Source organism: Kibdelosporangium aridum, from assembly GCF_900176515.1.
GTDB lineage: Bacteria > Actinomycetota > Actinomycetes > Mycobacteriales > Pseudonocardiaceae > Kibdelosporangium > Kibdelosporangium aridum.
The window spans coordinates 352980-374611 of sequence record NZ_FWXV01000004.1; the positions used below are offsets into that span (position 1 = coordinate 352980).

General features: G+C 66.4%; 20 protein-coding genes. 17 read left to right on the plus strand and 3 right to left on the minus strand.

Annotated features, from left to right (window positions below):
* Positions 1-11 precede the first annotated feature (11 nt).
* Positions 12-710: a transporter substrate-binding domain-containing protein gene (locus B9C43_RS25425; RefSeq protein WP_084429841.1), complete on the minus strand. Its 699-nt coding sequence runs from the start codon at positions 708-710 to the stop codon at positions 12-14.
* Positions 711-891: 181 nt separating this feature from the next.
* Here B9C43_RS25425 and B9C43_RS25430 point away from each other — a divergent pair, with 181 nt between their 5' ends.
* From B9C43_RS25430 to B9C43_RS25465, 8 genes are all read left to right on the plus strand, one after another.
* Entirely contained in the window at positions 892-1623 is a 732-nt protein-coding gene (locus tag B9C43_RS25430; RefSeq protein WP_033385234.1) for a lytic transglycosylase domain-containing protein, read from the plus strand.
* Positions 1624-1779: 156 nt separating this feature from the next.
* Positions 1780-2157, plus strand: a complete 378-nt coding sequence (locus B9C43_RS25435) for a YegP family protein (RefSeq protein ID WP_143446582.1) — start codon at positions 1780-1782, stop codon at positions 2155-2157.
* A 131-nt stretch (positions 2158-2288) separates the two neighbouring features.
* A complete protein-coding gene (locus tag B9C43_RS25440; protein WP_143446583.1) occupies positions 2289-2798 on the plus strand; it encodes a hypothetical protein in 510 nt (169 codons plus the stop codon).
* A gap of 175 nt (positions 2799-2973) precedes the next feature.
* On the plus strand, positions 2974-3960 hold the full coding sequence (pstC, locus tag B9C43_RS25445) for a phosphate ABC transporter permease subunit PstC (protein WP_051896158.1): 987 nt from the start codon (positions 2974-2976) through the stop codon (positions 3958-3960).
* Between the two features lie 15 nt (positions 3961-3975).
* Positions 3976-5094, plus strand: a complete 1119-nt coding sequence (gene pstA, locus B9C43_RS25450; RefSeq protein WP_200825690.1) for a phosphate ABC transporter permease PstA — start codon at positions 3976-3978, stop codon at positions 5092-5094.
* A gap of 3 nt (positions 5095-5097) precedes the next feature.
* Positions 5098-6708, plus strand: coding sequence for a phosphate ABC transporter substrate-binding protein PstS (locus B9C43_RS25455; protein ID WP_200825691.1), 1611 nt, complete (start codon positions 5098-5100; stop codon positions 6706-6708).
* Positions 6705-9254 carry a hypothetical protein gene (locus B9C43_RS25460; protein ID WP_084429592.1) on the plus strand — a complete coding sequence of 850 codons (2550 nt, stop codon included), beginning with the start codon at positions 6705-6707 and terminating at the stop codon, positions 9252-9254. The genes B9C43_RS25455 and B9C43_RS25460 overlap by 4 nt, the downstream gene beginning before the upstream one ends.
* Complete coding sequence (locus B9C43_RS25465) at positions 9251-10078, plus strand: sortase domain-containing protein (RefSeq protein WP_084429593.1); 828 nt, start codon at positions 9251-9253, stop codon at positions 10076-10078. The genes B9C43_RS25460 and B9C43_RS25465 overlap by 4 nt, the downstream gene beginning before the upstream one ends.
* 362 nt (positions 10079-10440) lie before the next feature.
* Here B9C43_RS25465 and B9C43_RS25470 read toward each other — a convergent pair whose 3' ends face one another.
* Positions 10441-11241, minus strand: coding sequence for a phosphate ABC transporter ATP-binding protein (locus tag B9C43_RS25470; protein ID WP_143446619.1), 801 nt, complete (start codon positions 11239-11241; stop codon positions 10441-10443).
* A gap of 266 nt (positions 11242-11507) precedes the next feature.
* Between B9C43_RS25470 and B9C43_RS25475 the strand changes: the two genes are divergently transcribed.
* Complete coding sequence (locus B9C43_RS25475; RefSeq protein WP_084429594.1) at positions 11508-12488, plus strand: type 2 periplasmic-binding domain-containing protein; 981 nt, start codon at positions 11508-11510, stop codon at positions 12486-12488.
* 66 nt (positions 12489-12554) lie between these two features.
* On the opposite strand, the gene B9C43_RS25480 is transcribed toward B9C43_RS25475, so the two are convergent.
* On the minus strand, positions 12555-12932 hold the full coding sequence (locus B9C43_RS25480) for a tetratricopeptide repeat protein (RefSeq protein ID WP_051896153.1): 378 nt from the start codon (positions 12930-12932) through the stop codon (positions 12555-12557).
* 120 nt (positions 12933-13052) lie between these two features.
* Between B9C43_RS25480 and eno the strand changes: the two genes are divergently transcribed.
* The 8 genes from eno to B9C43_RS25520 all read left to right on the plus strand — a co-directional run bounded on the left by eno (position 13053) and on the right by B9C43_RS25520 (position 21630).
* Positions 13053-14339, plus strand: a complete 1287-nt coding sequence (gene eno, locus B9C43_RS25485) for a phosphopyruvate hydratase (RefSeq protein WP_084429595.1) — start codon at positions 13053-13055, stop codon at positions 14337-14339.
* Positions 14339-14989: an FtsB family cell division protein gene (locus B9C43_RS55775; protein WP_143446584.1), complete on the plus strand. Its 651-nt coding sequence runs from the start codon at positions 14339-14341 to the stop codon at positions 14987-14989. The genes eno and B9C43_RS55775 overlap by 1 nt, the downstream gene beginning before the upstream one ends.
* Positions 14990-15490: a DUF501 domain-containing protein gene (locus B9C43_RS25495; RefSeq protein WP_084429596.1), complete on the plus strand. Its 501-nt coding sequence runs from the start codon at positions 14990-14992 to the stop codon at positions 15488-15490.
* Between the two features lie 131 nt (positions 15491-15621).
* On the plus strand, positions 15622-16878 hold the full coding sequence (locus B9C43_RS25500) for a lytic transglycosylase domain-containing protein (protein WP_143446585.1): 1257 nt from the start codon (positions 15622-15624) through the stop codon (positions 16876-16878).
* A gap of 9 nt (positions 16879-16887) precedes the next feature.
* The gene (locus tag B9C43_RS25505) at positions 16888-17832 is read left to right on the plus strand and encodes a Ppx/GppA phosphatase family protein (protein ID WP_084429598.1); all 945 of its coding nucleotides are present in this window, start codon (positions 16888-16890) and stop codon (positions 17830-17832) included.
* Positions 17833-17982: 150 nt separating this feature from the next.
* Positions 17983-19647, plus strand: a complete 1665-nt coding sequence (locus tag B9C43_RS25510) for a peptide ABC transporter substrate-binding protein (protein ID WP_033385202.1) — start codon at positions 17983-17985, stop codon at positions 19645-19647.
* A gap of 86 nt (positions 19648-19733) precedes the next feature.
* A complete protein-coding gene (locus tag B9C43_RS25515) occupies positions 19734-20663 on the plus strand; it encodes an ABC transporter permease (RefSeq protein ID WP_033385200.1) in 930 nt (309 codons plus the stop codon).
* Complete coding sequence (locus B9C43_RS25520; RefSeq protein WP_033385198.1) at positions 20656-21630, plus strand: ABC transporter permease; 975 nt, start codon at positions 20656-20658, stop codon at positions 21628-21630. The genes B9C43_RS25515 and B9C43_RS25520 overlap by 8 nt, the downstream gene beginning before the upstream one ends.
* Positions 21631-21632: the final 2 nt, after the last annotated feature.

Here is a 21632-nt window from a genome sequence, read left to right on the forward strand (position 1 = left end):
TGGCGGCCTACTCAAGCAGGTGGGGCGACCTGGGCGCCAGGCTGGTTCGACCGCCGCAGAGACTCGGCGACGAAGCCGTTGGCTTTCAACTCCTCCACCACCGCACGCAAGAACTCCACGCTCTCCGCTGACCGCGACCTCGTAGTCCCAACCGCCTGCTGGATCTGCATGAAAGCGCCCTCGACCAGCCGGTACTCCGGATAAGCCGTGACGAACTCGGTCAGCGGCTGCCGGATCCCCGCCGCCGCTTCCAAATCCTGCTCCACAAACACCGTCGTTCCCTCTGAACCGCGGACTATCGAAGCGTTCTGCAGAGTCCTGGTCAGGTACAAGTCGTAGGCCGAACCTTCCTTCACGCCGATTCGCACGCCTTCCCGGTCCACGTCCGAAACGGTCTTCAACTCCGAATCGACCGGTACCGCGAACACGCCCTCAATCAGCACATAAGGCGCCGTGAATGCGACCTCCGCAGCCCGTGCGGGTTCGATGGCGAGGAAACAAATGTCCGATTGCCCGGACTTCATTGACTCGAACGACTTCTTCGCCGCGTCGAAGCACAGGAACTCCACCGGTACATCCAGGCGCCTGCCCAGTTCCCTGGCGATGTCCACGGTCACGCCAGTCGGCTCTGCCGCTGTTCCCTGGGCCAGGACGGGATTGCCTAGGTTGATCGAGACGCGGAGGACTCCGGTTGGCGCAAGATCGTTCATGAATCCACCGTATCGCGCCGGGAAAATGCGACGACTGTCACCGCAACCTGAACATCTTTCGCGCGTCCGGCTGGTCATCTCACTCCGCGTATACGCGAATTGCGTATGGTGGGCTTCGATGACTTCCTCCCTGCCGATCGCTCCATCACCGCCCCAGCGACGCAGGCCCAAAAGGCGCGGCGTGCCCAAGGTCCTTATCCTCGGCCTGCTGGTGGGCGTGATCGTGGCTGCCTACCTCGTGCTGCGCGATGACGGCGAGGAGCCGCGGCGTCGCCCGCAGGCGTTCCCCGTGCCCGAGCTCACGCCGCAGGCGCGCACGACAGTGCCGTTCCAGGCACCGCCGATCGACATGGCCAGGGTGCCCGAGTTGAGCCGCCGGATGCAGATCCCCGAGCGAATGCTCGTCGCGTACGCCAAGGCCGAGGAACTCCAGCGGCAGACCGACCCCGCTTGTGGGATTTCGTGGACGATGCTCGCGGGCATCGGCCGCAAGGAGTCGTTCCACGGCCGGATCAACAGCACCTCGATCAACCAGGACGGCACGCTGTCCAAGCCGATCATCGGCGTCCCGCTGGACGGTTCGCCCGGCTTCCGTGCGGTCAAGGACACCGACAAGGGTGCGATGGACCAGGACACCACCTGGGACCGCGCGGTCGGCCCGATGCAGTTCATCCCGACCACGTGGAAGCGCTATGCCGTTCGGGTCAGCGGTGACGGTCAACCCGCCGACCCACAGCAGGTGGACGACGCCGCGGCGACGGCCGCCCGGTACCTGTGCGCGGTCGGCGACAACGAGCTGACCAGTCCGCAGGGCTGGTGGAAGGCCGTGATGACGTACAACGAGTCTGTCTCGTACGCCAGAGACGTGTTCAGCGGCCAGGACGCCTACGCCAAGGCCGTGCAGTCCCAGTGAGCGGCACCCGTTTGGTCGAACGGATGCGTCTGCTTACTTCCCGTTAATCCACTGCGCGTGTGGCGTTCACCTTCCGCACGCTCTGGAATCCACCCATGGGATGAATTGTCGGCCCCGACCGCGGATCGGTGACCCGTTCTCGGTCGGGGAGGGGATATGGCGAGATTCCAATGTTTCAGAACGGATGGCAGCGGCGTCAGATGGCGGCTGCTCGGCGGCAACAACCGTGTACTGGGGGTTTCAGTACGAGGGCATACCGATCACGGCTCCGCTGTGCGGGAATTGGACGCGCTGCGGGATGTCGCACAGGACGCCCGGCTGGAATTCGAACGGTCGCTCGCCGGCCAGTGGTGGTGGCAACTGTCCATTTCAGACGTGCCCATTGCCAGGTCGGCGCAGGGGTTCGCCCGCAAGATCGACGCTGACCTGGCCGCGAAGCGGTTCATCAGGCGGGTCGGCGAGGCGTCGCTGGACTCATCGGTAATGGTGTTCCAGCCGGGACACCGCGGCCGAACAACGAATGTCGTTAATTGACAACCACATGAACGCGCCTGCTCCCACCCTTGGCAGGCGTGCGAACACGGTGCGGAAGGCCTTCTCGGTGCCTCGCGCTGGGTTCGAAGATTTCCAGCGCACGCACTCCGCTTGCCACGAAGGAGGAAACCTTGCGTACACGCTTGCTCTCCGGGATTGTCAGCGCAATGCTCGCGGCCGGTGTGATGGCCGTATCGGTGGTACCCGCCAATGCGGAAACCGCGTACGAAGCCAGGTTCGTCAAGGGCCAGACCGTTGTCACAGTGGACTCCGGGGCTGCCTTCGCGTTGCGGTTCTTCAAGGTTGAGCTGGACACGTTAAGACCGGCCACCGCGGCCGCACCTGCGTACACGTTCCCGGTCTTCGGATACCCGCACGACGGCACCACTGAGCTGGCCGGTGGGTTCAAGTTCACCGCCAACGACAAGTGCTTCTTCGCCTACGCGCCGGTCGTCAACACCAGGACCGGTGTGGTCAAGGCGTGGGTCAACGGCGGTGAGCGGATCGACCTGTTCAAGATCGACGGTGCCAAGCTGGTGCTGACCGAGGCGGGCGCGAAGGGGCTCAACGATGCCCTTGGCTTCACCGGCCTGTTCACCGCGGGCTTTCTCTTCGGCACCTACCAGACAACGCTGAACTGAGTTTTCTCGCGGGTACTTTTGCCGGCTCCGGCTGGCAGAAGTACCCGCACGCCCGAAAGGCCGTGTGGCGGCAGTGGCTCGTTGGCTGCGCGTTCACCTCACGTGCCGGAACCGGACATGACCGCCGGTTTGGCTGGTGCACGCAAACCTGGGAACTGGGGAGGATCGCGAGCTGATGACCACGGACGTCGACCGGCCAAGACCGGTGCGGCCGTCAGTACCGCTGTCCGACCGGGTCTTCCGGGGCGTGGTGCGCGCGGCGGGCATCACCGTGCTCGTGATCATGGGGGCGATCGGCCTTTTTCTTGCCTACCAGGCGGTTCCGACCCTGCGGACGTTCGGCTTCGACTTCTTCACCGAGCCGTCGTTCATCCCGAACCAGGAGAAGCTCGGTATCGCTGCGGTCGGGCTGTTCACGTTGCAGGTCGCCGGAGTCGCGATCGTGGTGGCCTTCCCACTGGCACTGATGACTGCCCTGTACATCTCGGAATACGCGCCCGGACGGCTCAAGGGTTCACTGATCGCCTTACTGGACCTGATGGCGGCGATCCCCAGTGTGGTGTACGGCCTGTTCGGGTTCGTCTTCCTGACACCACACATGATCTACCTGTCTCGCTGGCTGTCGAAGTACCTCGGCTTCCTGCCGTTCTTCGACGTGCGCACCGACGTGAACGCGGCCGCGTGGGAGCAGTCGATGTACACCTCGTCACCGTTCATCGCGGGGATGGTGGTGGCGATGATGGTGCTGCCGTTCGCCGCGGCGATCATGCGTGAGGTGTTCTCGCAGGCACCCCTCGGTGAGCGGGAAGGCGCACTGGCACTGGGATCCACCCGCTGGGGCATGATCCGTTCGGTCGTGCTGCCGTTCGGCAAGGGCGGCATCATCGGCGGCACGATGCTCGCGTTGGGGCGCGCGCTCGGCGAGACGATCGCCGTGGTGATGATCTTGGCGCCGGTGTTCGACATCCGGTTCCGCATCCTGGAGAACGGCGGCGTGACGATCTCTTCGCTGATCGCACTCCGATTCGGTGAGGCGACACAGTCCCAGCTGTCCTCGCTGATGGCCGCAGGCCTGGTGCTGTTCCTGTTCACGTTGGTGGTCAACACCATCGCGTCGACGATCGTGGCCCGTACCCGCAGCGGGTCAGCCACCGAAATCTGACGGGGGAGAACGACAGTGGCGGCACCGACCATCTCAGAAGAGTCCGTTCACGAGGAACTTGCCGCACCCGAACCGGAGATCGTCGACGACGAGCCGCGCAAGCGGGAACTGCACAGCAGGACACTCGACGACGTACTCGCGGCAGTGGGTTCGGTGCTCGGCGCGCTCGGCCTGGTGTGGGTGCTGTACGAGAACGTGTTGCCGACATCGGGTCCCCTGGGTTTCTTCGTGTCCTGGTTCGTGGTGTTCGTGTTGATGTACGCGGGCGTCACGGCCATGAGGCATCCGCGCGTGGTCATGGCTGACCGGGTGGTGTCCGCCGTGGTTCACGCGTTCGCCGGTTTGGTCGGGCTCTGCGTTCTGCTCGTGATCGGCTACACCGCGGTCCGCGGCGCGGAAGCGTTGATCCACGTCAACTTCTTCACCACCGACCTGAGCAGCGCGGGCCCGCTCGACCCGCTCACCGTCGGCGGTGTGCTGCACGCCCTGGTGGGCACACTGGTGGAGATCCTGATCGCGGTCGTGATCACGTTGCCGCTTGGCATCGGGACCGCGGTGTACCTCAACGAAGTCGGCGGCCGGGCCGCCCGTCTGGTTCGGACGGTCGTCGAGGCGATGACCGCGTTGCCGTCCATTGTGGCCGGTCTGTTCATCCTGACCACCGTGGTGCTGATGGCCGGTTTCCAGCGCAGCGGCCTGGCCGCGGCGCTGGCGATCAGCGTGATGATGCTGCCGATCATCGCCCGGTCGGCCGAGGTGGTTCTGCGGGTCGTGCCGGGTGGCCTGCGCGAGGCCAGCCTCGCACTTGGCGCGTCGCAGTGGCAGACCGTGTGGCGAGTCGTGCTGCCGACCGCGCGTCCGGCGCTGGCCACCGCACTGATCCTGGGCATCGCCCGTGGCATCGGTGAGACGTCCCCGGTGCTGCTCACCGCCGGGTACACGACGTACCTGTCGTTCGATCCGACGTCGGGGCCGATGGTCTCGCTGCCGCTGATGACCTATCAGCTGTCCCGATCTCCTGAGCTGGTGGACCAAGCACGTGCGTTCGGCGCCGCAACGGTTCTGCTGCTCGTCGTGTTGCTGTTGTTCGTGGTCGCGCGCGTCGTCGCGCAGCGGTCGAAGACCGGAAGGTGACTGATGATGAAGCGGATGGCCGCCATGCTGGTCGTCGCCGTCCTACTCGCCGTGACATCGTCCGTCGGATCGGCGCAGGCGCAGAACTACGTGCAGATCAACGGTTCCGGTTCGACGTGGAGCGGGAACGCGCTGGCGCAGTGGGTCGCGGACGTGAAGAACGTCGGTATGCGAGTGGACTACGGCGCGATCGGGTCCAGCCAGGGCAGGCTGCAGTTCGCCCAGAAGCTCACGCACTTCGGTGTGTCGGAGATCCCGTACGGGATCAGGGACGAACTCACTGGCACGACGGACAACTCGAACAACCGGCCGTTCGCCTACATGCCGATCGTGGCAGGCGGTACCGCGTTCATGTACCACCTGCGAAAGGGCGGGCAGCTGGTGCGCAACGTGCGGCTGTCCGGCGAGACCATTACGAGGATCTTCGCCGGTGAGATCACCAACTGGGCTGATCCGGCGATCACCAAGGACATGAACGGTGAGGCGCTGCCCTCGAAGAAGATCATCCCGATCATCCGCTCGGACGGCTCGGGCACATCGGCCCAGTTCACCAAGTGGATGGCCGAACGGCACGGCAACATCTGGAAACGCGGCATGACGTCGTACTTCCCGCAGGTCGCCGGATCGGTGGCCAAGGGCAGTTCCACCGACATGGCGCAGTACATCTCGGCCCAGTACGGCGAAGGCGCGATCGGCTACGTCGAATATTCCTACGCACGGGCGCAGAACTTCCCAGTGGCCAAGGTGCTCAACAACGCCGGGTACTTCACCGAGCCGACCGATTACAACGTCGCGGTGGCCCTGCAGGCAGCGAAGATCAACAAATCCAACCCGAACGATCCGGCCACGTATCTGACCCAGGACCTGAGCGGTGTCTACGTTTTCGACGACAAGCGCACATATCCGCTTTCCTCGTACTCGTACATGATCCTGCCGACAGCCGTCGACGGGAAGATCAACAACGAGACCGGCTTCACGCTCGGCGCCTTCGCCTACTACTTCCTGTGCCAGGGACAGCAGAAAGCCGGTCCACTCGGGTATTCACCACTGCCGCTGAACCTGGTGCAGGCCGGCTACGAGCAGGTGCACAAGATCCCGGGCTCGGAGAAGAAGTCGTTGGACGCCAGGGGATGCAACAACCCGACGTTCGACCCGAACAACCCCGGCTCGAACAAGCTGGCGACGACCGCGCCGATGCCGCAGGAGTGCGACAAGGCCGGGCAGGGACCGTGTGGCAACGGTGGCGGCGGCGGTGCCGGTGGTGGCGGTGCCGGAGGCGGCGCGGGTGGTGGCGCTGGCGGGGCGGGTGGCGGCAACGGCTCGCAGAACGGCGGCCCAGGCGGCACCGGAGATCCGAACAATCCCGACGGTGGCGGCCCGCAGATCGACCCGATCACCGGCGAGCCGATCGGATCCGGCGGTGGCGATGGAACGGGCTCCGGCGCGAGTGGTGTCGCCACCGAACTCGCGGCCAGCCGCTCCGGCACCAACACGATGCTGGGCGTGCTCGCCGCCATCGAACTTGTGCTTGTCCTAGTGGTTCCCGCGATTGTCGCGCGGGCGGTCAGCAGGCGGCGTGCGATCCGCGCCGATCAAGAGGGGACATCGAGATGAGAACCCGGATCACCACCGCGATCCCGTGGCTGGCACTGACCAACGTGATCGCCTTCCTCGCCGCCGGACTGGTGATTCTGCTGCCGATACCCGCGGCTGGCCAGACGGTTTCCTCGGCACAAACGCAGACCAAGCCGTTGGACGCCCGCTATGACAAGGGCGGGACGCGTTACACGGCGTCGGTGACCGTGTCGCAGACGACGGATCTGGTGCACCAGAAGGTAAAGGTGTCCTGGTCGGGGCTGCGGCCGACCACCGCGCAGGGCACGTACCCGGTGGTGATCATGCAGTGCTGGGGCAAAGCCGCCGAAGTGACCCAGCAGACCTGCTGGAACGCCGGGACGAACGTCGGTACGCAGCGACTGGGGTTCGGCTTGCACGATGTGTTGTTCAACGCCACCGACCCGGCGACGAAAGCAGTCTTCGGTGACACGCCGTCGGAGAACTCCGTGGTGCCGTTCAAGGCACGCGACGACGGCCTGCTGTACAACGGCTGGCAGAGCAGCGAGGGCTGGGGCAAGGACGCGGAAGGCAAGGACAAGGTCACCAAGACCAACCCGACCGGTTTCTCCGTCGCGACCAGCAACGCGGTCATGCCCGGCACGTATGTGGGCAGAACCGGCGCGAACGGCTCAGGTGAGCACGACATCGAGCTGCTGACCGAGTTCGAGCTGAAGCACCTTGGCTGCGGCAGCACCAGTCCTTGTTCCCTGGTCGTGATCCCGGTCGGTGATCCGCACTGCAACGCCAGCAGGGACGCCCAGTGCCTGTCCTCCGCCAGCGCCAGTCTGCGCAACGCGACTACGTGGATGTGGCCGACGAACTGGTCGCGCCGCGTCGCGTTCGATTTGTCGTTCCGGGAATCTCCCGAGGCCTGCAAGCTCGACGACCGGCTGGAGACGGGTCTGGCCGGCTCGTGGTACGCGTACCAGCTGCTGAACAACAGCTGGCGCCCAAAGTTCTGCAACGACGAGAACCTGTTCAAGCTCGGCTACACGGCTTTGTCCGACGGTGACGCTCGAGGGCTCTTCGGGACCGCACTCGCCAGCACATGGCAGGACGGGTCGACCAACGCCCTGCTCACGTCAAGGGCAATGGCGGGCGAACCGGTCAAACCCTTTGTGTACGCGCCGGTCACCGTGAGCAGCGTGGCGGTGTCGTTCATCCTGGACGCGCCGGACGGCACCAAAGAGGTGACCGAGCTGAAACTCAACGCACGGCTGCTGGCCAAGCTGTTCACCCAGTCCTACCGGACGACGGCCGCGGCGGGCGCGGAACACCCGGCGCTGAAGAACAATCCCAAGTGGTGGGGCGCGGATCCGGAGTTCGCCGCGTTGAACCCGAGCCTGGCCGGTCTTGCCGCGTTGACGCGGGAAGGTTCGGAGTACCCGGTGTTCTCGATCGGTGACATGGACGCGCTCTACGCGCTGACGGCGTACATCGCGGCCGACAAGGACGCGGTGGCGTGGCTCAACGGAGCCAACGACGGTTACGGCATGTTCGTCAACCCGTGGTATCACCACTACCAGCTGCCCGTCGGTCTGTTGGAGCTGCGGGACGACTGGGTCGTCACGGACGAGCGAAGCCCGTTCAAGGGCGAGAAACTGTTGGGGCAGCACGCGAACACGGCGGACAACATCAACGTCGGCGCGGTTGCGGCCACGCAGGCGTGGCCGACGGCGTTCATCAACCGGTCCTGCACGCCGGACCCGGACCCGGCGAAACCACCGACTTGTGTCTTCAAACGGAAGGATCAGCGGCAGGTCGGCGGACAGCGGGCGATGCTGGCTGTCACATCACTCGGGGACTCGAAGGTGTACGGGCTCCGGCAGGCCGCGTTGCAGACGGCTGCAGGCAAGTTCGTCGCGCCGGACGACTACTCGGTCGCGCAGGCGTTGCGTGGCACCAAGCTCGACGAGAAAACCGGTGTGCTGAGCACCGACTTCGAGAAGCTGCACCCCGACGCGTACCCAGGGATGTCCATTGTGTACGCCGGAATTCCGACAACCGGTCTGAGCCCGGCGACGGCGGGTAACTACGCGAAGTTCCTTGACTATGCGGCGGAGCCAGGTCAGGTCCGGGGCTACGCGGCGGGTCAGCTACCGGACGGTTACGTGCCGTTGAGCGAGCCGCTGCGGGAACAGACCCGCAACGCGGCGAAGGCCGTGCGCGAGCAGAAGGGCGAGGTCCCGCCGCCACCGGCAAGTCTGGCCGAGGACCCGGCGGCCGGATTGCTACCGCCCGTCGGCGGCGGCGGAGGTGCCACCAATGGGGCTGCTGGCGGCGGCGGTGCGGGCGCCAACGCGCCTGCCCCGGGCGCTTCGCCGAGTGCGTCGCCCACGGGCGCGCCCACTGTGGACAAAGCGGCGACGTCCGTGGCCACTCGTACCGACTCGTCCGGGTTGGCCAAGTGGGTGCTGCCCGGCCTGCTGGCCATCGCGGTGCTGGCCGGTCTGATCGCGTTCGGTGCGATGGTGTGGACTCAGCCTGACCATCCCGTCCGCCGTGCACTGCGGGCCGCGGCCGATCGACTCCGCCGCTCATGACGAAGTCGCGGGTTTTCACGCAGGCACTGCTGGTTCTGTCGGTGCTCGCACTGGGGTTCGCCGGATACCTGCTGGTTCTCTCGCCGATCCAGCAGGACCGCAGCCAGACGGTGCTGTACGCGCAGGCCAGGCAGACACTCGCCGAGATCAGCATGCCGACCGGCGGGAAGATTGACCCGGGCACACCCGTGGCACTGCTGGAGATCCCCGGACTGCAACTGTCCCAAGTGGTGGTCGAGGGTACGGCGGGCAGCCAGCTCGCCGAGGGCCCAGGCCACCGGCGAACGAGCCCCTTGCCCGGCCAGCCGGGTACATCCGTCCTGTTAGGACGAGCGCAGACCTTTGGAGCGCCGTTCAAGGAGATCGGGAAGCTCCAACCGGGCGATGAGGTCACCGCGACGACCGGTCAGGGAAAGTTCACGTATCGCGTCGACAGTGTTCGCAGGGAAGGCGATCCGATTCCACCCGCACTGGCCAGGGGTGGCAGCCGGATGGTCCTCGTCAGCGCCGAAGGCGGCGATCTGACCGGGCCAGAACGGACTTTGTTCGTGGACACCACGCTCATCGGCGAGGCCTCCGCTGCGCCCGGCGGCCGGCCGCGTACTCAGCTTCCGGAGGAGGAAGCGCTGTCGCGGGACACCGGTGTGCTGATCGAGTTGGTGTTGTGGTTGCAGGTTCTCGTGCTCGCTGTGGGGTTCTTCGCGTGGGCGCGGATCCGGTGGGGCCGTTGGGAAACGTGGCTGGTCGGCGTTCCGATCGTGGTCGCGGCGACGTGGCAGGTCTACCATGCGGGAGCAGTCGCCCTGCTCCCGAACCTGGTGTAGCAGGACGAACGAGGGGTATCGCCGGAACCGGGCCTTCCCCGCAAAGAGCCTCGACGCGCGCCCGAGCAACCACCAACAAACTCGGGTGTTCCCTCCGGGGGCCTGCTCATTGGTGAGGGCTACGCCTGGCCGTCGGCCGCGTACTCAACTTCCGGAGGAGGAAGCGCTGTCGCGGGAAACTGGTGAGCTGATCGAGCTGGCGCTGTGGATACAGGTCTCGTGCTCGCCATCGGATTCTTCGCGTGGGCGCGGATCCGTTGGATCGTTGAGAAACATGGTGGGGCGGCATTCCGTGGTCGCGGCGATGTGGCAGGTCTACCATTCGGGAGCAGTCGCCCTGCTCCCGAACCTGGTGTGACCGATCAGCCGAAGCGGCCGTTGACGTAGTCGAAGGTGCGCGGGTCGGCCGGGTTCTCGAACATCGTCTTCGTCGGCCCCGCCTCGACGATCTGGCCGGGTGTGCCGGCTTCGGCGAGGAAGAACGCGCAGTACTGGGAGACCCGGGCGGCCTGTTGCATGTTGTGCGTCACGATCACGATCGTGACCTCGTGCCGCAGTTCCGCGATGGTCTCCTCGATCCGCCGGGTCGACGTCGGGTCCAGTGCCGAACATGGCTCGTCCATCAGCAGGACGTCCGGGCGCACGGCGAGTGATCGCGCGATGCACAGCCGTTGCTGCTGGCCGCCGGACAGGGCGCCGCCTGGCTGCTTGAGCCGGTCGCGGACTTCCTTCCACAGTCCGGCTTTCAGCAGGCACTCTTCCACGAGGTCCTGTTTCTCGGCCCGGGATGCCTTGGTGCCGGTCAGCTTCAGCCCGGCGGTCACGTTGTCCGCGATGGACATCGCGGGGAACGGGTTGGGCTTCTGGAAGACCATGCCGATCCGGCGGCGGGTCTCGGTGATCCGCTTGCCCGGTTCGTAGATGTCCATCCCGTCGAGCAGCACCTCACCGGCCAGTGACGCGCTCGGCACCAGCTCGTGCATCCGGTTGAGGATGCGCAGGAACGTCGACTTCCCGCAGCCGGACGGCCCGATCAGCGCGGTCACGGTGCCTGCCGTCATCACCAGCGAAACCCGTTGCAACACCTTGTGGTCACCGAACCACGCGGAGACGTCGACCGCTTCCAGTTCGCTGCCACGAAAGGGCTCTTCGTCGATCGGCAGTGCCAGTTCCTCGGTCGACACGACACTCCTCGCCAGGACAGACAGTATTCGTCGGACGCCCACGCTATGCCGGTTTTCCGGCCAGCCGGTGAACCGCCGGTTCACCCCGCATGGCCCGGCCAGGAGTTTGTTGCTCGTTAAGCAGCTAGGCGTGTGGCGGGAAACCAGTCTTCGCGCGGCCACGGTGGCTGGCCTGTGCCGCCCGCGGAAAGGATCTAACCAGCTCCGATCGGAGCGAAACCTTTGAAGGACAAGGAGATTTTTTCATGCGCTCCATCCTTTCCAAGGCGGCGGTCACGCTGGGGGCAGCCGTGGCCGTGGTCAGCCTCGCCGCGGGCAACGCGGTTGCCGACCCCGGCTCCACGCCGCTGAGAGGGGACATCGTCGGCGTCGGTTCGGACACGACCCAGGACCTGACGCAGGCGCTCGGTGACCTGTACAACTCCGAGCACCAGCGTCCGGCCGACTGGGTCGCGTCGTGGCACGCCACCGGCTCCAGCCCGATCACGCCGAAGGACGGCGCCCCGTCGATCACCCGCCCGAACGGCTCCAGCGCGGGCATCAACGCGCTGATCGCCGACGGTGACGCCCACAACCTCGACTTCGCCCGCTCCTCGCGCTACCGCGGCTCGAACCCGGTCGAGGCCAACTACAGCTTCCTCCAGTTCGCGCGGGACGGTCTGACCTACGCGACGGCCACCACGACCAACGTGCCGTCCACCACGACCACCGCGGACCTGCACGACATCTACAGCCGCAGCACGCCCAACTGCGTGCCGCTGCTCAAGCCGTACGTCCCGCAGCTCGGCTCGGGCACCCGGCAGTTCTTCCTGGCCAGCATCGGCCTGACCGAGAACACCCTGGGCAACTGCGCCGCCGTGTCGCAGGAGCACGACGCGTCGGTCGTCGTCGGTGACCCCAACGCGATCGCGCCGTTCTCGGTGGCCCGTGGCTGGGGCGTCACCGGCCTGAAGCTCAACGACATCGACGACTCGGTGTTGCCCCCTGGCAAGACCCCGAACACGATGGCCGAGGACACCCCGCCCAACGGCGCCCTCTCACCGATCCGCGTCTACGACCGTGGTCTGTACCACGTGATCCGCAACTCGGACGTCAGCAACCCGAAGTTCGACAACGTCTTCGGCCCGGGTGGCTGGATCTGCACCGACGCTGATGCGCAGGCCGTCATCGCCGCGCAGCACTTCCGTGCCGCCGACTCGCTCGACTGCGGTACCGACACCCCGTGATTCACCGGTTGTGAAACAGGTCCGCCCCGGGGCAGCTGCTCCGGGGCGGGCTTTTCGGGCGGTTTGTCAGTCCACGTCCTCGTTGAGGGCGATGCGTGCGTTCACTTCGCTGAGTGCCTCTTGGTACTCGGGTACCGGGTGCATCGCCGTGGCGAGCTTCAGTTCCAGGCGCGCCTCGGTGTACCGGCTTTGCCGCTGCAGCGCGCGGCCGAGGGCGAAGTGGGCGTAGTGATCGTTCGGGTCGAGTTCGATGACCTTCCGGAACGCTTCCTCTGCCCGGCGCAGCTGCGCCGAACCGAGGTAAGCGCGGCCAGCCAGCAGCTGCACACTCGGCTTGTCCGCTTCCGCCTCGAGCACGGGCGCCAACGCGGCCAGCGCGTCCAGCGGTCTGCGCATGGCTACAAGCTGTTCGGCCTGCCGGAATGCCGCAACCATGTCGCTCATCCACTCCACTTTACGGATCTCTCCCGCCCCGAGGCCAATGATCTGCTGCCTTGCACCAGTGGCCATCGGTGGCACGACTAGGCTGTGCGGGGACTAAAGGTCAAAGCTGGGAGGGAACCAGTGGCGGTAATCGAGCAGGTCGGCGCACGCGAGATCCTCGACTCACGGGGCAACCCGACGGTCGAGGTGGAGGTCGCGCTGGACGACGGCACCCTGGCCCGTGCGGCCGTGCCGTCCGGTGCGTCGACAGGTGAACACGAGGCCGTTGAGCTCCGGGACGGCGACAGCAACCGCTACCTGGGCAAAGGCGTTGAGAAAGCAGTCACCGCGGTCCTCGACGAGATCGGGCCGGAGCTGACCGGCATCGAGGCCGTCGAACAGCGGGTCGTCGACCAGAAGCTGGTCGACCTGGACGGCACGCCGGACAAGTCGCGGCTGGGCGCCAACGCCATCCTCGGCGTGAGCCTCGCGGTCGCCAAGGCCGCGGCCGAGTCGAGCGGGCTCGAGCTGTTCCGTTACGTGGGCGGCCCGAACGCGCACGTGCTTCCCGTGCCGATGCTGAACATCCTCAACGGTGGCGCGCACGCCGACACCGATGTGGACATCCAGGAGTTCATGATCGCGCCGATCGGCGCCGACTCCTTCCGTGAGGCGCTGCGGTGGGGCGCCGAGGTGTACCACTCACTGAAGTCCGTGCTCAAGAGCCGCGGCCTGGCCACCGGCCTGGGTGACGAGGGCGGGTTCGCGCCCAGCCTCGCCAACAACCGGGAGGCGCTCGACCTGATCCTGGTCGCCATCGAGAAGGCGGGCTACCGGCCCGGCCGCGAGATCGCCCTCGCCCTCGACGTCGCCGCGACCGAGTTCTTCAACGACGGCTCGTACACCTTCGAAGGTGAGAAGCGCAGCGCCGAGCAGATGACGGCGTACTACAAGGAGCTGGTCGACAACTACCCGCTGGTCTCCATCGAGGACCCGCTGTCGGAGGACGACTGGGACGGCTGGGTGCGGATGACCGCCGAACTGGGCGAGCGCGTCCAGCTGGTCGGCGACGACCTGTTCGTCACCAACCCGGAGCGGTTGGAGGAGGGCATCTCCCGCCGGGCGGCCAACGCCCTGCTGGTGAAGGTCAACCAGATCGGCACGCTTTCCGAGACGCTCGACGCCGTGTCACTCGCGACTTCCTACGGCTACAAGAGCATGATGAGTCACCGGTCCGGCGAAACCGAGGACACCACGATCGCCGACTTGGCCGTGGCCACCGGCGTCGGCCAGATCAAGACCGGCGCGCCCGCGCGCAGTGAGCGTGTCGCCAAGTACAACCAGCTGCTGCGCATCGAGGAGACCCTCGGTGACGCCGCCCGCTACGCCGGGGACCTCGCGTTCCCGCGGTTCAACCCGGAGAACTGATGGCCGACGAACCCGCCGAGGTTCCGCAGCGCCCGGAGCGGTCAGCTTCGCGGCGCGGCCGGTTCACGCGCGGGTTCGTCAGGTCCACCAAGTCAGACAAGTCCGGCACGCCGGACAAACCTGACGGTGCGGAGCGTCCTGGTCGGCGTGCCCGGCCGGGACGACGCTCCGAAGCGGCCGACAAGACAGAAACGGCCGAGACAGAGCGCCGTAGCCCGCCGCCGCGCAGGCGGCCGGCGCCCAAGCCGAAGCAGCACTCGCGGTTCGTCGCGCGCCTGATGGGCCAGGCGACCACGCGTCGTGCTGCTGTCCTGGCGACGGTGGTGGCCGCGTTGGCGTTGTCGATCGCGGTGCCCCTGCGGACGTACCTTTCCCAGCAGGACGAGGTCGCGACCCAGGAACGCCGCCAGGCCGAGCTGCGGGCCCAGGTCCAGCAGCTGGAGGAGCGCAAGGCACAGCTGTCGGACCCGGCGCAGATCCAGGCCGAGGCCCGCAGGCGACTGCGGTACGTGATGCCCGGTGAGACCCCGTACATGGTCCAGCTGCCCGGTGACGCCGGTGCTCAGCCTGGTCAGCAGCCTGCGTCGCCGTCCGGGCCGCAGCAGCCGTGGTTCCAGTCGCTCTGGGACTCGATCAAGGAAAGTAGATAGGTGCATCTCGAGCCAGTCACCGAGGCGGATCGCGCGGTAGTGGCGGCCCAGCTCGGCAGGCCCCCGCGCGCGTTGCGGGCCGTCGCCGCCCGCTGCCCCAGCGGTCACGTCGCGGTCGTGCAGACCAGCCCGCGGTTGGAGGACGGCACGCCGTTCCCCACGCTCTATTACTTGACGTGCCCACGGCTGACGTCGCTGTGCAGCACGCTCGAGGCCGCGGGCGTGATGAAGGAGATGACCGCGCGGCTGGCCGAGGACGTCCAGCTGGCGGAAGCCTATGAGAAAGCGCACCAGTCGTATCTCGCGCAGCGTGACGAGATCGAATCGCTCGGCACGCAGGTCAGCGCGGGCGGGATGCCTGGCCGCGTCAAGTGCCTGCACGTCCACTTGGCACATGCGCTGGCCTGCGGACCTGGCGTGAACCCGTTCGGCGACGAGACCTTGCGGTTGATCTCCGACCAGTGGCCTGCCGGAGACTGCGCGGCCGCTAACAAGGGATGACTGGTAACTGTCGAGTTGCTGAGAGGTTGCGCCAAACAGACTAAAGGCCCGTGAAAGTTCCGAGCGAATGAGGCACGCTAGGGAACCGGAGCCACCACAGGAGAGCCGAGAGAGCCGGGGAGGCCGGGTCCGTGTCGTTCGTGCCAGCGCCTGCGAATAGGGCTGCCCGACGGAAGGTGCTGCGTTACCTGCGGCAGAAGCGTGGACTGGCGGCGGTGACCGCGGCGCTGTTGCTTGTGCCCGCCGCGCTGGCGGGCGACACCGTGCCGGGCTGGAGCGCCGACGACCGTTCCCTCACGCCGGTGGCCAACGGCCTCGGCCGTGGCTTCTTCGGCATCGACCTGGAAGACCTTGGCGCCAGCGGCCAGCTGCCCGAGGTCGACGGCCTGTCCGACGAGCTGCTGCGGCTCGCGGGTGACCCGAACGCGCTGGCGTCCGGCGGCGACCCGATCAACACGCCCACCGGTGCGCTGATGATCCCGGGCAAGGCGCTCGAGGCGTACAAGAAGGCCGCGGACATGGTGAACGTGACGCACCGGACGTGCAACATGCACTGGTCGCTGCTCGCGAGCATCGCCCGGATCGAGTCGAACCACGGTCGTGGCCAGTACGACGCCAAGGGCAACACGATCGAACGGATCCTCGGCCCCGTACTCAACGGTGGTGCGTTCGCCGCGATCCAGGACACCGACGGCGGCGTGCTCGACGGTGACCGGTCGTGGGACCGCGCGGTCGGTCCGTTCCAGTTCATCCCTGGCACGTGGAAGGGCTACGCGTCGGACGCCGACGGCGACCGGGTGGCCAACCCGCACAACATGTTCGACGCCGCGCTGTCAGCGGCGAAGTACCTGTGCTCTGGCGATCTCAACATGAGCAACGACCAGCAGCGCGCCATCGCGGTCTTCCGCTACAACCACTCCAACAGCTATGTGTCGACCGTGTTGATCTGGGCGAAGGCGTACGAGTCAGGCGTCACCCCGATGACGGGAGGCACTGGGGGCACCGGCGTCACCATCGATCCGAACGCTCAGGCAGCGCCCGCGCAGACGCCGATCGCGACGACGCCTCCGCCGACGAGCACCACCACACCGCCGCCGGCAACGAGTACGACGAATCCGCCTGTGGAGACGACGGTCACGCCGAAGCCGCCGCTGCCGTCGAACCCGCCGTCGAACCCGTCGACCACGCGGCCGTCGCCCAGCGTTCCGTCGAACCCATCGACGACGACCCCGTCGACGTCATGTGAGCCCACCCCGACCACGACGTCGTCCACTTCGGCGCCGAACACGCCGTCGGGTTCGGACGCGCAGCAGCCGTCGACCGGAACCAGCCCGGCGGCCGCGGGTGCCGACTCCGGTGAGGAAGAGGATCCCTGCAAGCCCGAGTAGATTGGCCGTATGCCAAGGGTTGCTGCCATCGACTGCGGGACTAACTCGATCCGTCTGCTCGTCGCGGATGTGACCAAACGGGACGATGGCACGTCCTGGTTGCGTGACGTGCACCGGGAGCAGCGCGTGGTCCGGCTCGGCCAGGGCGTGGACGCGACCGGCATGCTCAACCCGGAAGCGTTGGAGCGCACCAGGATCGCGCTCGCCGACTACACCGCGATCCTGCGCCGCAAGGGCGCGGAGAGCGTACGGATGGTGGCGACCTCGGCGACGCGGGACGCGAGCAACCGGGACGACTTCTTCGGGATGACCGAGGCGCTGCTTGGCGCGCCCGCCGAGGTGATCTCCGGTGACGAGGAGGCCTCGCTGGCGTTCACCGGCGCGGTCGGTGACCTCGACCCGGACGACGGCCCGTTCCTGGTCGTCGACGTCGGCGGCGGGTCGACCGAACTCGTGCTGGGGACGTGGGACGGCATCAAGGCGACGCCGAAAGCCGCCCGGTCGACGGACATCGGCTGCGTCCGGATCACCGAACGCTGCCTGCGCAGCGATCCGCCGACCGCTGAGGAGATCGCCGAGGCGCGTGCGCTGGCCAAGCAGGTGCTACAGGCCGCGTTCGACGTCGTCCCGGTGGACGAGGCCCGCACGTGGATCGGCGTGGCGGGCACCGCGACCACGATGGCGGCGATTTCCTTGGGGCTGCCGGAGTACGACTCCGACGCGATCCACCTGTCCCGGATCGCCAAGCCGAAGCTGGTCGAGACCAGTGAGCAGCTGCTCACGCTCAATCACGAGCAGCGCGCCGCGAACCCGGTGATCCACCCCGGCCGGGTGGACGTGATCGGCGGCGGCAGCCTGATTTTCCAGGTTCTTGCCGAGCGGCTGACCGGAATCGACGAGCTCACTGTCAGTGAGCACGACATTCTGGACGGTATAGCGCTCTCTCAGCTGTGACCGGGTCCGCAACTTTCGAACTAAGCCGTTTGGGGGACATCCCCCACATCGTCACTCTTCTGTGACTGCTTCTGAGGTGAAAGGCACTCAGCCACCAAGTTAACGTCCTCTCACACTTCGGGATCTCAGCTGGGGTAGTGGAGGAGTCACATGCGTAAACCACGGCTGGTGGCGTGGACGGCTGGGCCGTTGACGCTCGCCTTGGTTCTGTCGGCGTGCGGAGGCGGCGGCAACACGAACACGAACACGAGTACCGCCCCGAATGCCGGCAGCGGCAACCCGAACGGCGCGATCTCGATCTACGGCACCGAGCCGGAGACGAACATGCTGCCGGCCAACGCCACGGATGCGGGCAGCGCCAAGATGCAGGAGGGTCTGTACTCGAAGCTGGTCGGGTTCAAGCCGGAGGACGGCGCCACGTACAACGAGGTGGCCGACTCGATCACCACGACCGACTCCAAGGTCTGGACGATCAAGCTCAAGAAGGGCTTCAAGTTCCACGACGGGACCGAGGTCAAGGCCAAGAACTTCGTCGACGCGTGGAACTGGGGCGCCAACGGCAAGAACTCGCAGCTGGCCGCGTCGTTCTTCTCCGACATCCAGGGCTACAACGAGATCCACCCGAAGGACCCGGACGGTGCCGACGGCCCGCAGAAGGCGCCGGACCCCACCGTGGACAAGATGTCGGGTCTGAAGGTCATCGACGACCTCACCTTCGAGGTCACCCTCAACGGCCCGTTCTCGGTGTTCCCGTCGAAGATCGGTTACCACCCGTTCTCGCCGCTGCCGGACAAGTTCTTCACGATGAGCCCGGACGAGTTCGCCAAGAACCCGATCGGCAACGGGCCGCTGAAGTTCGTCTCGCGCACGCCGAACGTGGACATCAAGCTGACCAGGTTCGACGAGTACAGCGGCGCCAAGAAGGTCAACTTCAAGGACCTGACGATCCGGATCTACTCCAGCCAGGAAGCGGCCTACAAGGACCTGCTGTCGGACAACCTGGACTTCATGGAGGCCCTGCCGCCGTCGGCGAAGGCAGGCGGGAAGTTCGAGAAGGACCTCGGCGACCAGGTGCTGCGGGCGAACCTGCTGTCGATCAGCGCGCTGGCCGTCCCGACCTACGTACCGGCGTACCAGAACCCGAACGTGCGCAAGGCCATCTCGATGGCGATCAACCGTGAGCAGATCACCAAGACCGTGCTCAACAACACCTACGTTCCCGCCGACGGCCTGGTGCCGGAAGGTATCGAGGGCTACGAGAAGGGTGCTTGCGGCGAGGCCTGCGTCTACGACCCGGCGAAGGCCAAGGCGCTGTGGGACACGACCGGTTTCCAGGGCAAGGTCACGATCATGTCCAACGCCGACGGTGGCCGTAAGGAGCCGCTCGAGGCCGCGTGCAACAGCATCAAGAACGCGCTGGGCGTCGAGTGCGAGTTCCTGCCCGCGACCAACTTCGGCCAGTTCCGCCAGGTGGTCAACAGCAGCAAGCTGACCGGCCTCGGCCGCTCGGACTGGTCGGCGGACTACCCGTCGATCGAGAACTTCCTGGTGCCGATCGTGAAGACCGGTGGCTCGTCCAACGACGCGCGGTACTCCAACGCCGAGGTGGACAGGCTGCTCGACCAGGCAAGCACCACCGCCGACAAGGCCGCGTCGATCAAGCTGTACCAGCAGGCCGCGAAGCTCGCCGTCGCCGACCTGCCGAAGATCCCGACCTGGGTCGAGAAGGGCATCGGCGCCCGCTCCAAGAAGCTGACCGCCGCCCAGCTCAACTTCAGGCGTCAGCTTGAGTACTCGTCCGTCGTAGTCAAGTAGCACTGACGGCCACTCGGGCCCTGTCCGGTTTCCTCGGACAGGGCCCGCTGGCGGTTTAGCTCCCACCACGTTCTAGGAGTGGACGCATGGGTCGCTATGTGCTGCGACGCCTATTGCAGTTCGTCCCGGTCTTTCTCGGGACCACTTTTCTGATCTACGCCCTTGTCTGGGCCGTTCCGGGTGATCCGTTCGCGGGCAAGTGCGGCGACCGGCAGTGCCCGCCCGACTTCATCGAGGCGATGACCGCGAGGTACGGCCTCGATCAGCCTCTGATCTTCCAGTACTTCGGCTACCTCGGCAAACTGTTTACCGGGGACTTCGGCACCACCTTCAACGGCAACTCGATCGGCGAGCTGATCGGCAACGCCTACCCGATCACGGTCCGGCTCGCGTTGATCGCCCTGGTCATCCAGATCCTCATCGGGGTCACCGCCGGTGTGCTGACCGGCCTGCGGACCAACAAGAGCTTCCTGGACAACCTGGTGCTGGTCTCGACGCTGGTCCTGATCTCCATCCCGGTCTTCGTCACCGGCTCGATCCTGCAGATCGTGCTCGGCAACGAGTTGGGGATCATCGATCCGACGGTGTCCTCGGAGGCTCGGTTCGACGAGCTGATCGTGCCGGGCTTCGTGATCGGCAGCATCTCGATGGCCTACATCACCAGGCTCACCCGCACCAGCATCGCCGAGAACAGACGCGCGGACTTCGTCCGCACGGCGATCGCGAAGGGCCAGCCTGCCCGTCGTGTGGTCGGTGTCCACCTGCTGCGCAACTCGGCCATCCCGGTCATCACGTTCCTCGGCACCGACCTCGGTTCGCTGATGGGCGGGGCGATCGTGACCGAGGGCGTGTTCAACATCAACGGCATCGGTGGGCTGATCTTCCGCAGCATCGCGGAAAAAGAAGGCTTCATGGTCACCACCATCGTGGTGCTGCTGGTGCTGGTGTACCTGATCATGAGCCTGATCGTCGACCTGCTGTACGCCGTTCTCGACCCGAGGATCCGATATGACTGACCCTGGCTCCGTCGGCGGCGGCCCGGCGCTGGAGGATATGGCCAGCCACGAGGCCACCGACCTGGCGGCCGTCGACGATTCCGCGCAGCGGCAACGCAAACCCCGCAGTCTCTGGGGTGACGCGTGGGTGCAGCTGCGCCGCAAGCCGATGTTCTACATCTCCGGCGTGATCATCGTCGTGATCGTGCTGATGGCGCTGTTCCCCAGCATCTTCACCTCGCGCCCGGCCGACTTCAACAACCTGGACCTGCAGAGCCAGCCACCGTCCGCGGACGCCTGGTTCGGCTATTCGTTCCAGGGCTACGACATCTGGGCCCGTGCCATGCACGGCGCCCGCGCGTCGTTGCTCGTCGGTCTGCTGGCGACGATCCTCACGGTGCTCATCGGCTCCTTGATGGGCATCATCGCGGGGTTCTACGGCAAGTTGACCGACACGTTCATCTCGCGTTTCGGCGACATCTTCGCCGGCTTGCCGTTCGTGCTCGGCGCGATCGTCATCCTGACCACGCTCAACCCGCCGGGCACCAGTCCCAGTGAGACGACGATCGTGGTCCAGGTCGTCCTGTCGATCGCGGTGCTGTCCTGGCCGGTGTCCATGCGCATCATGCGTTCGGCGACGATCGTGGCCAAGCAACTGGACTACGTGAAGGCGGCACGGGCGCTGGGTGCGAGCACGCCCCGGATCATCTTCCGGCACATGTTCCCCAACACCGTCGCTCCGGTGCTGGTCTACGCCACCATCGCGCTCGGTGCGTTCATCGGTGTCGAGGCGACGCTGGCGTACCTGGGCATCGGGGTGCGGCCGCCGGTGGTGTCCTGGGGCGTGATGATCAACGATGCCAAGGACTACGTGCAGACATCGCCGCACGAGTTGCTGTTCCCGGCCGGCCTGGTGACCATCACCGTGCTGGCGTTCGTCATGCTCGGCGACGCGGTGCGCGACGCCCTCGACCCGAAGTCACGGTGAAG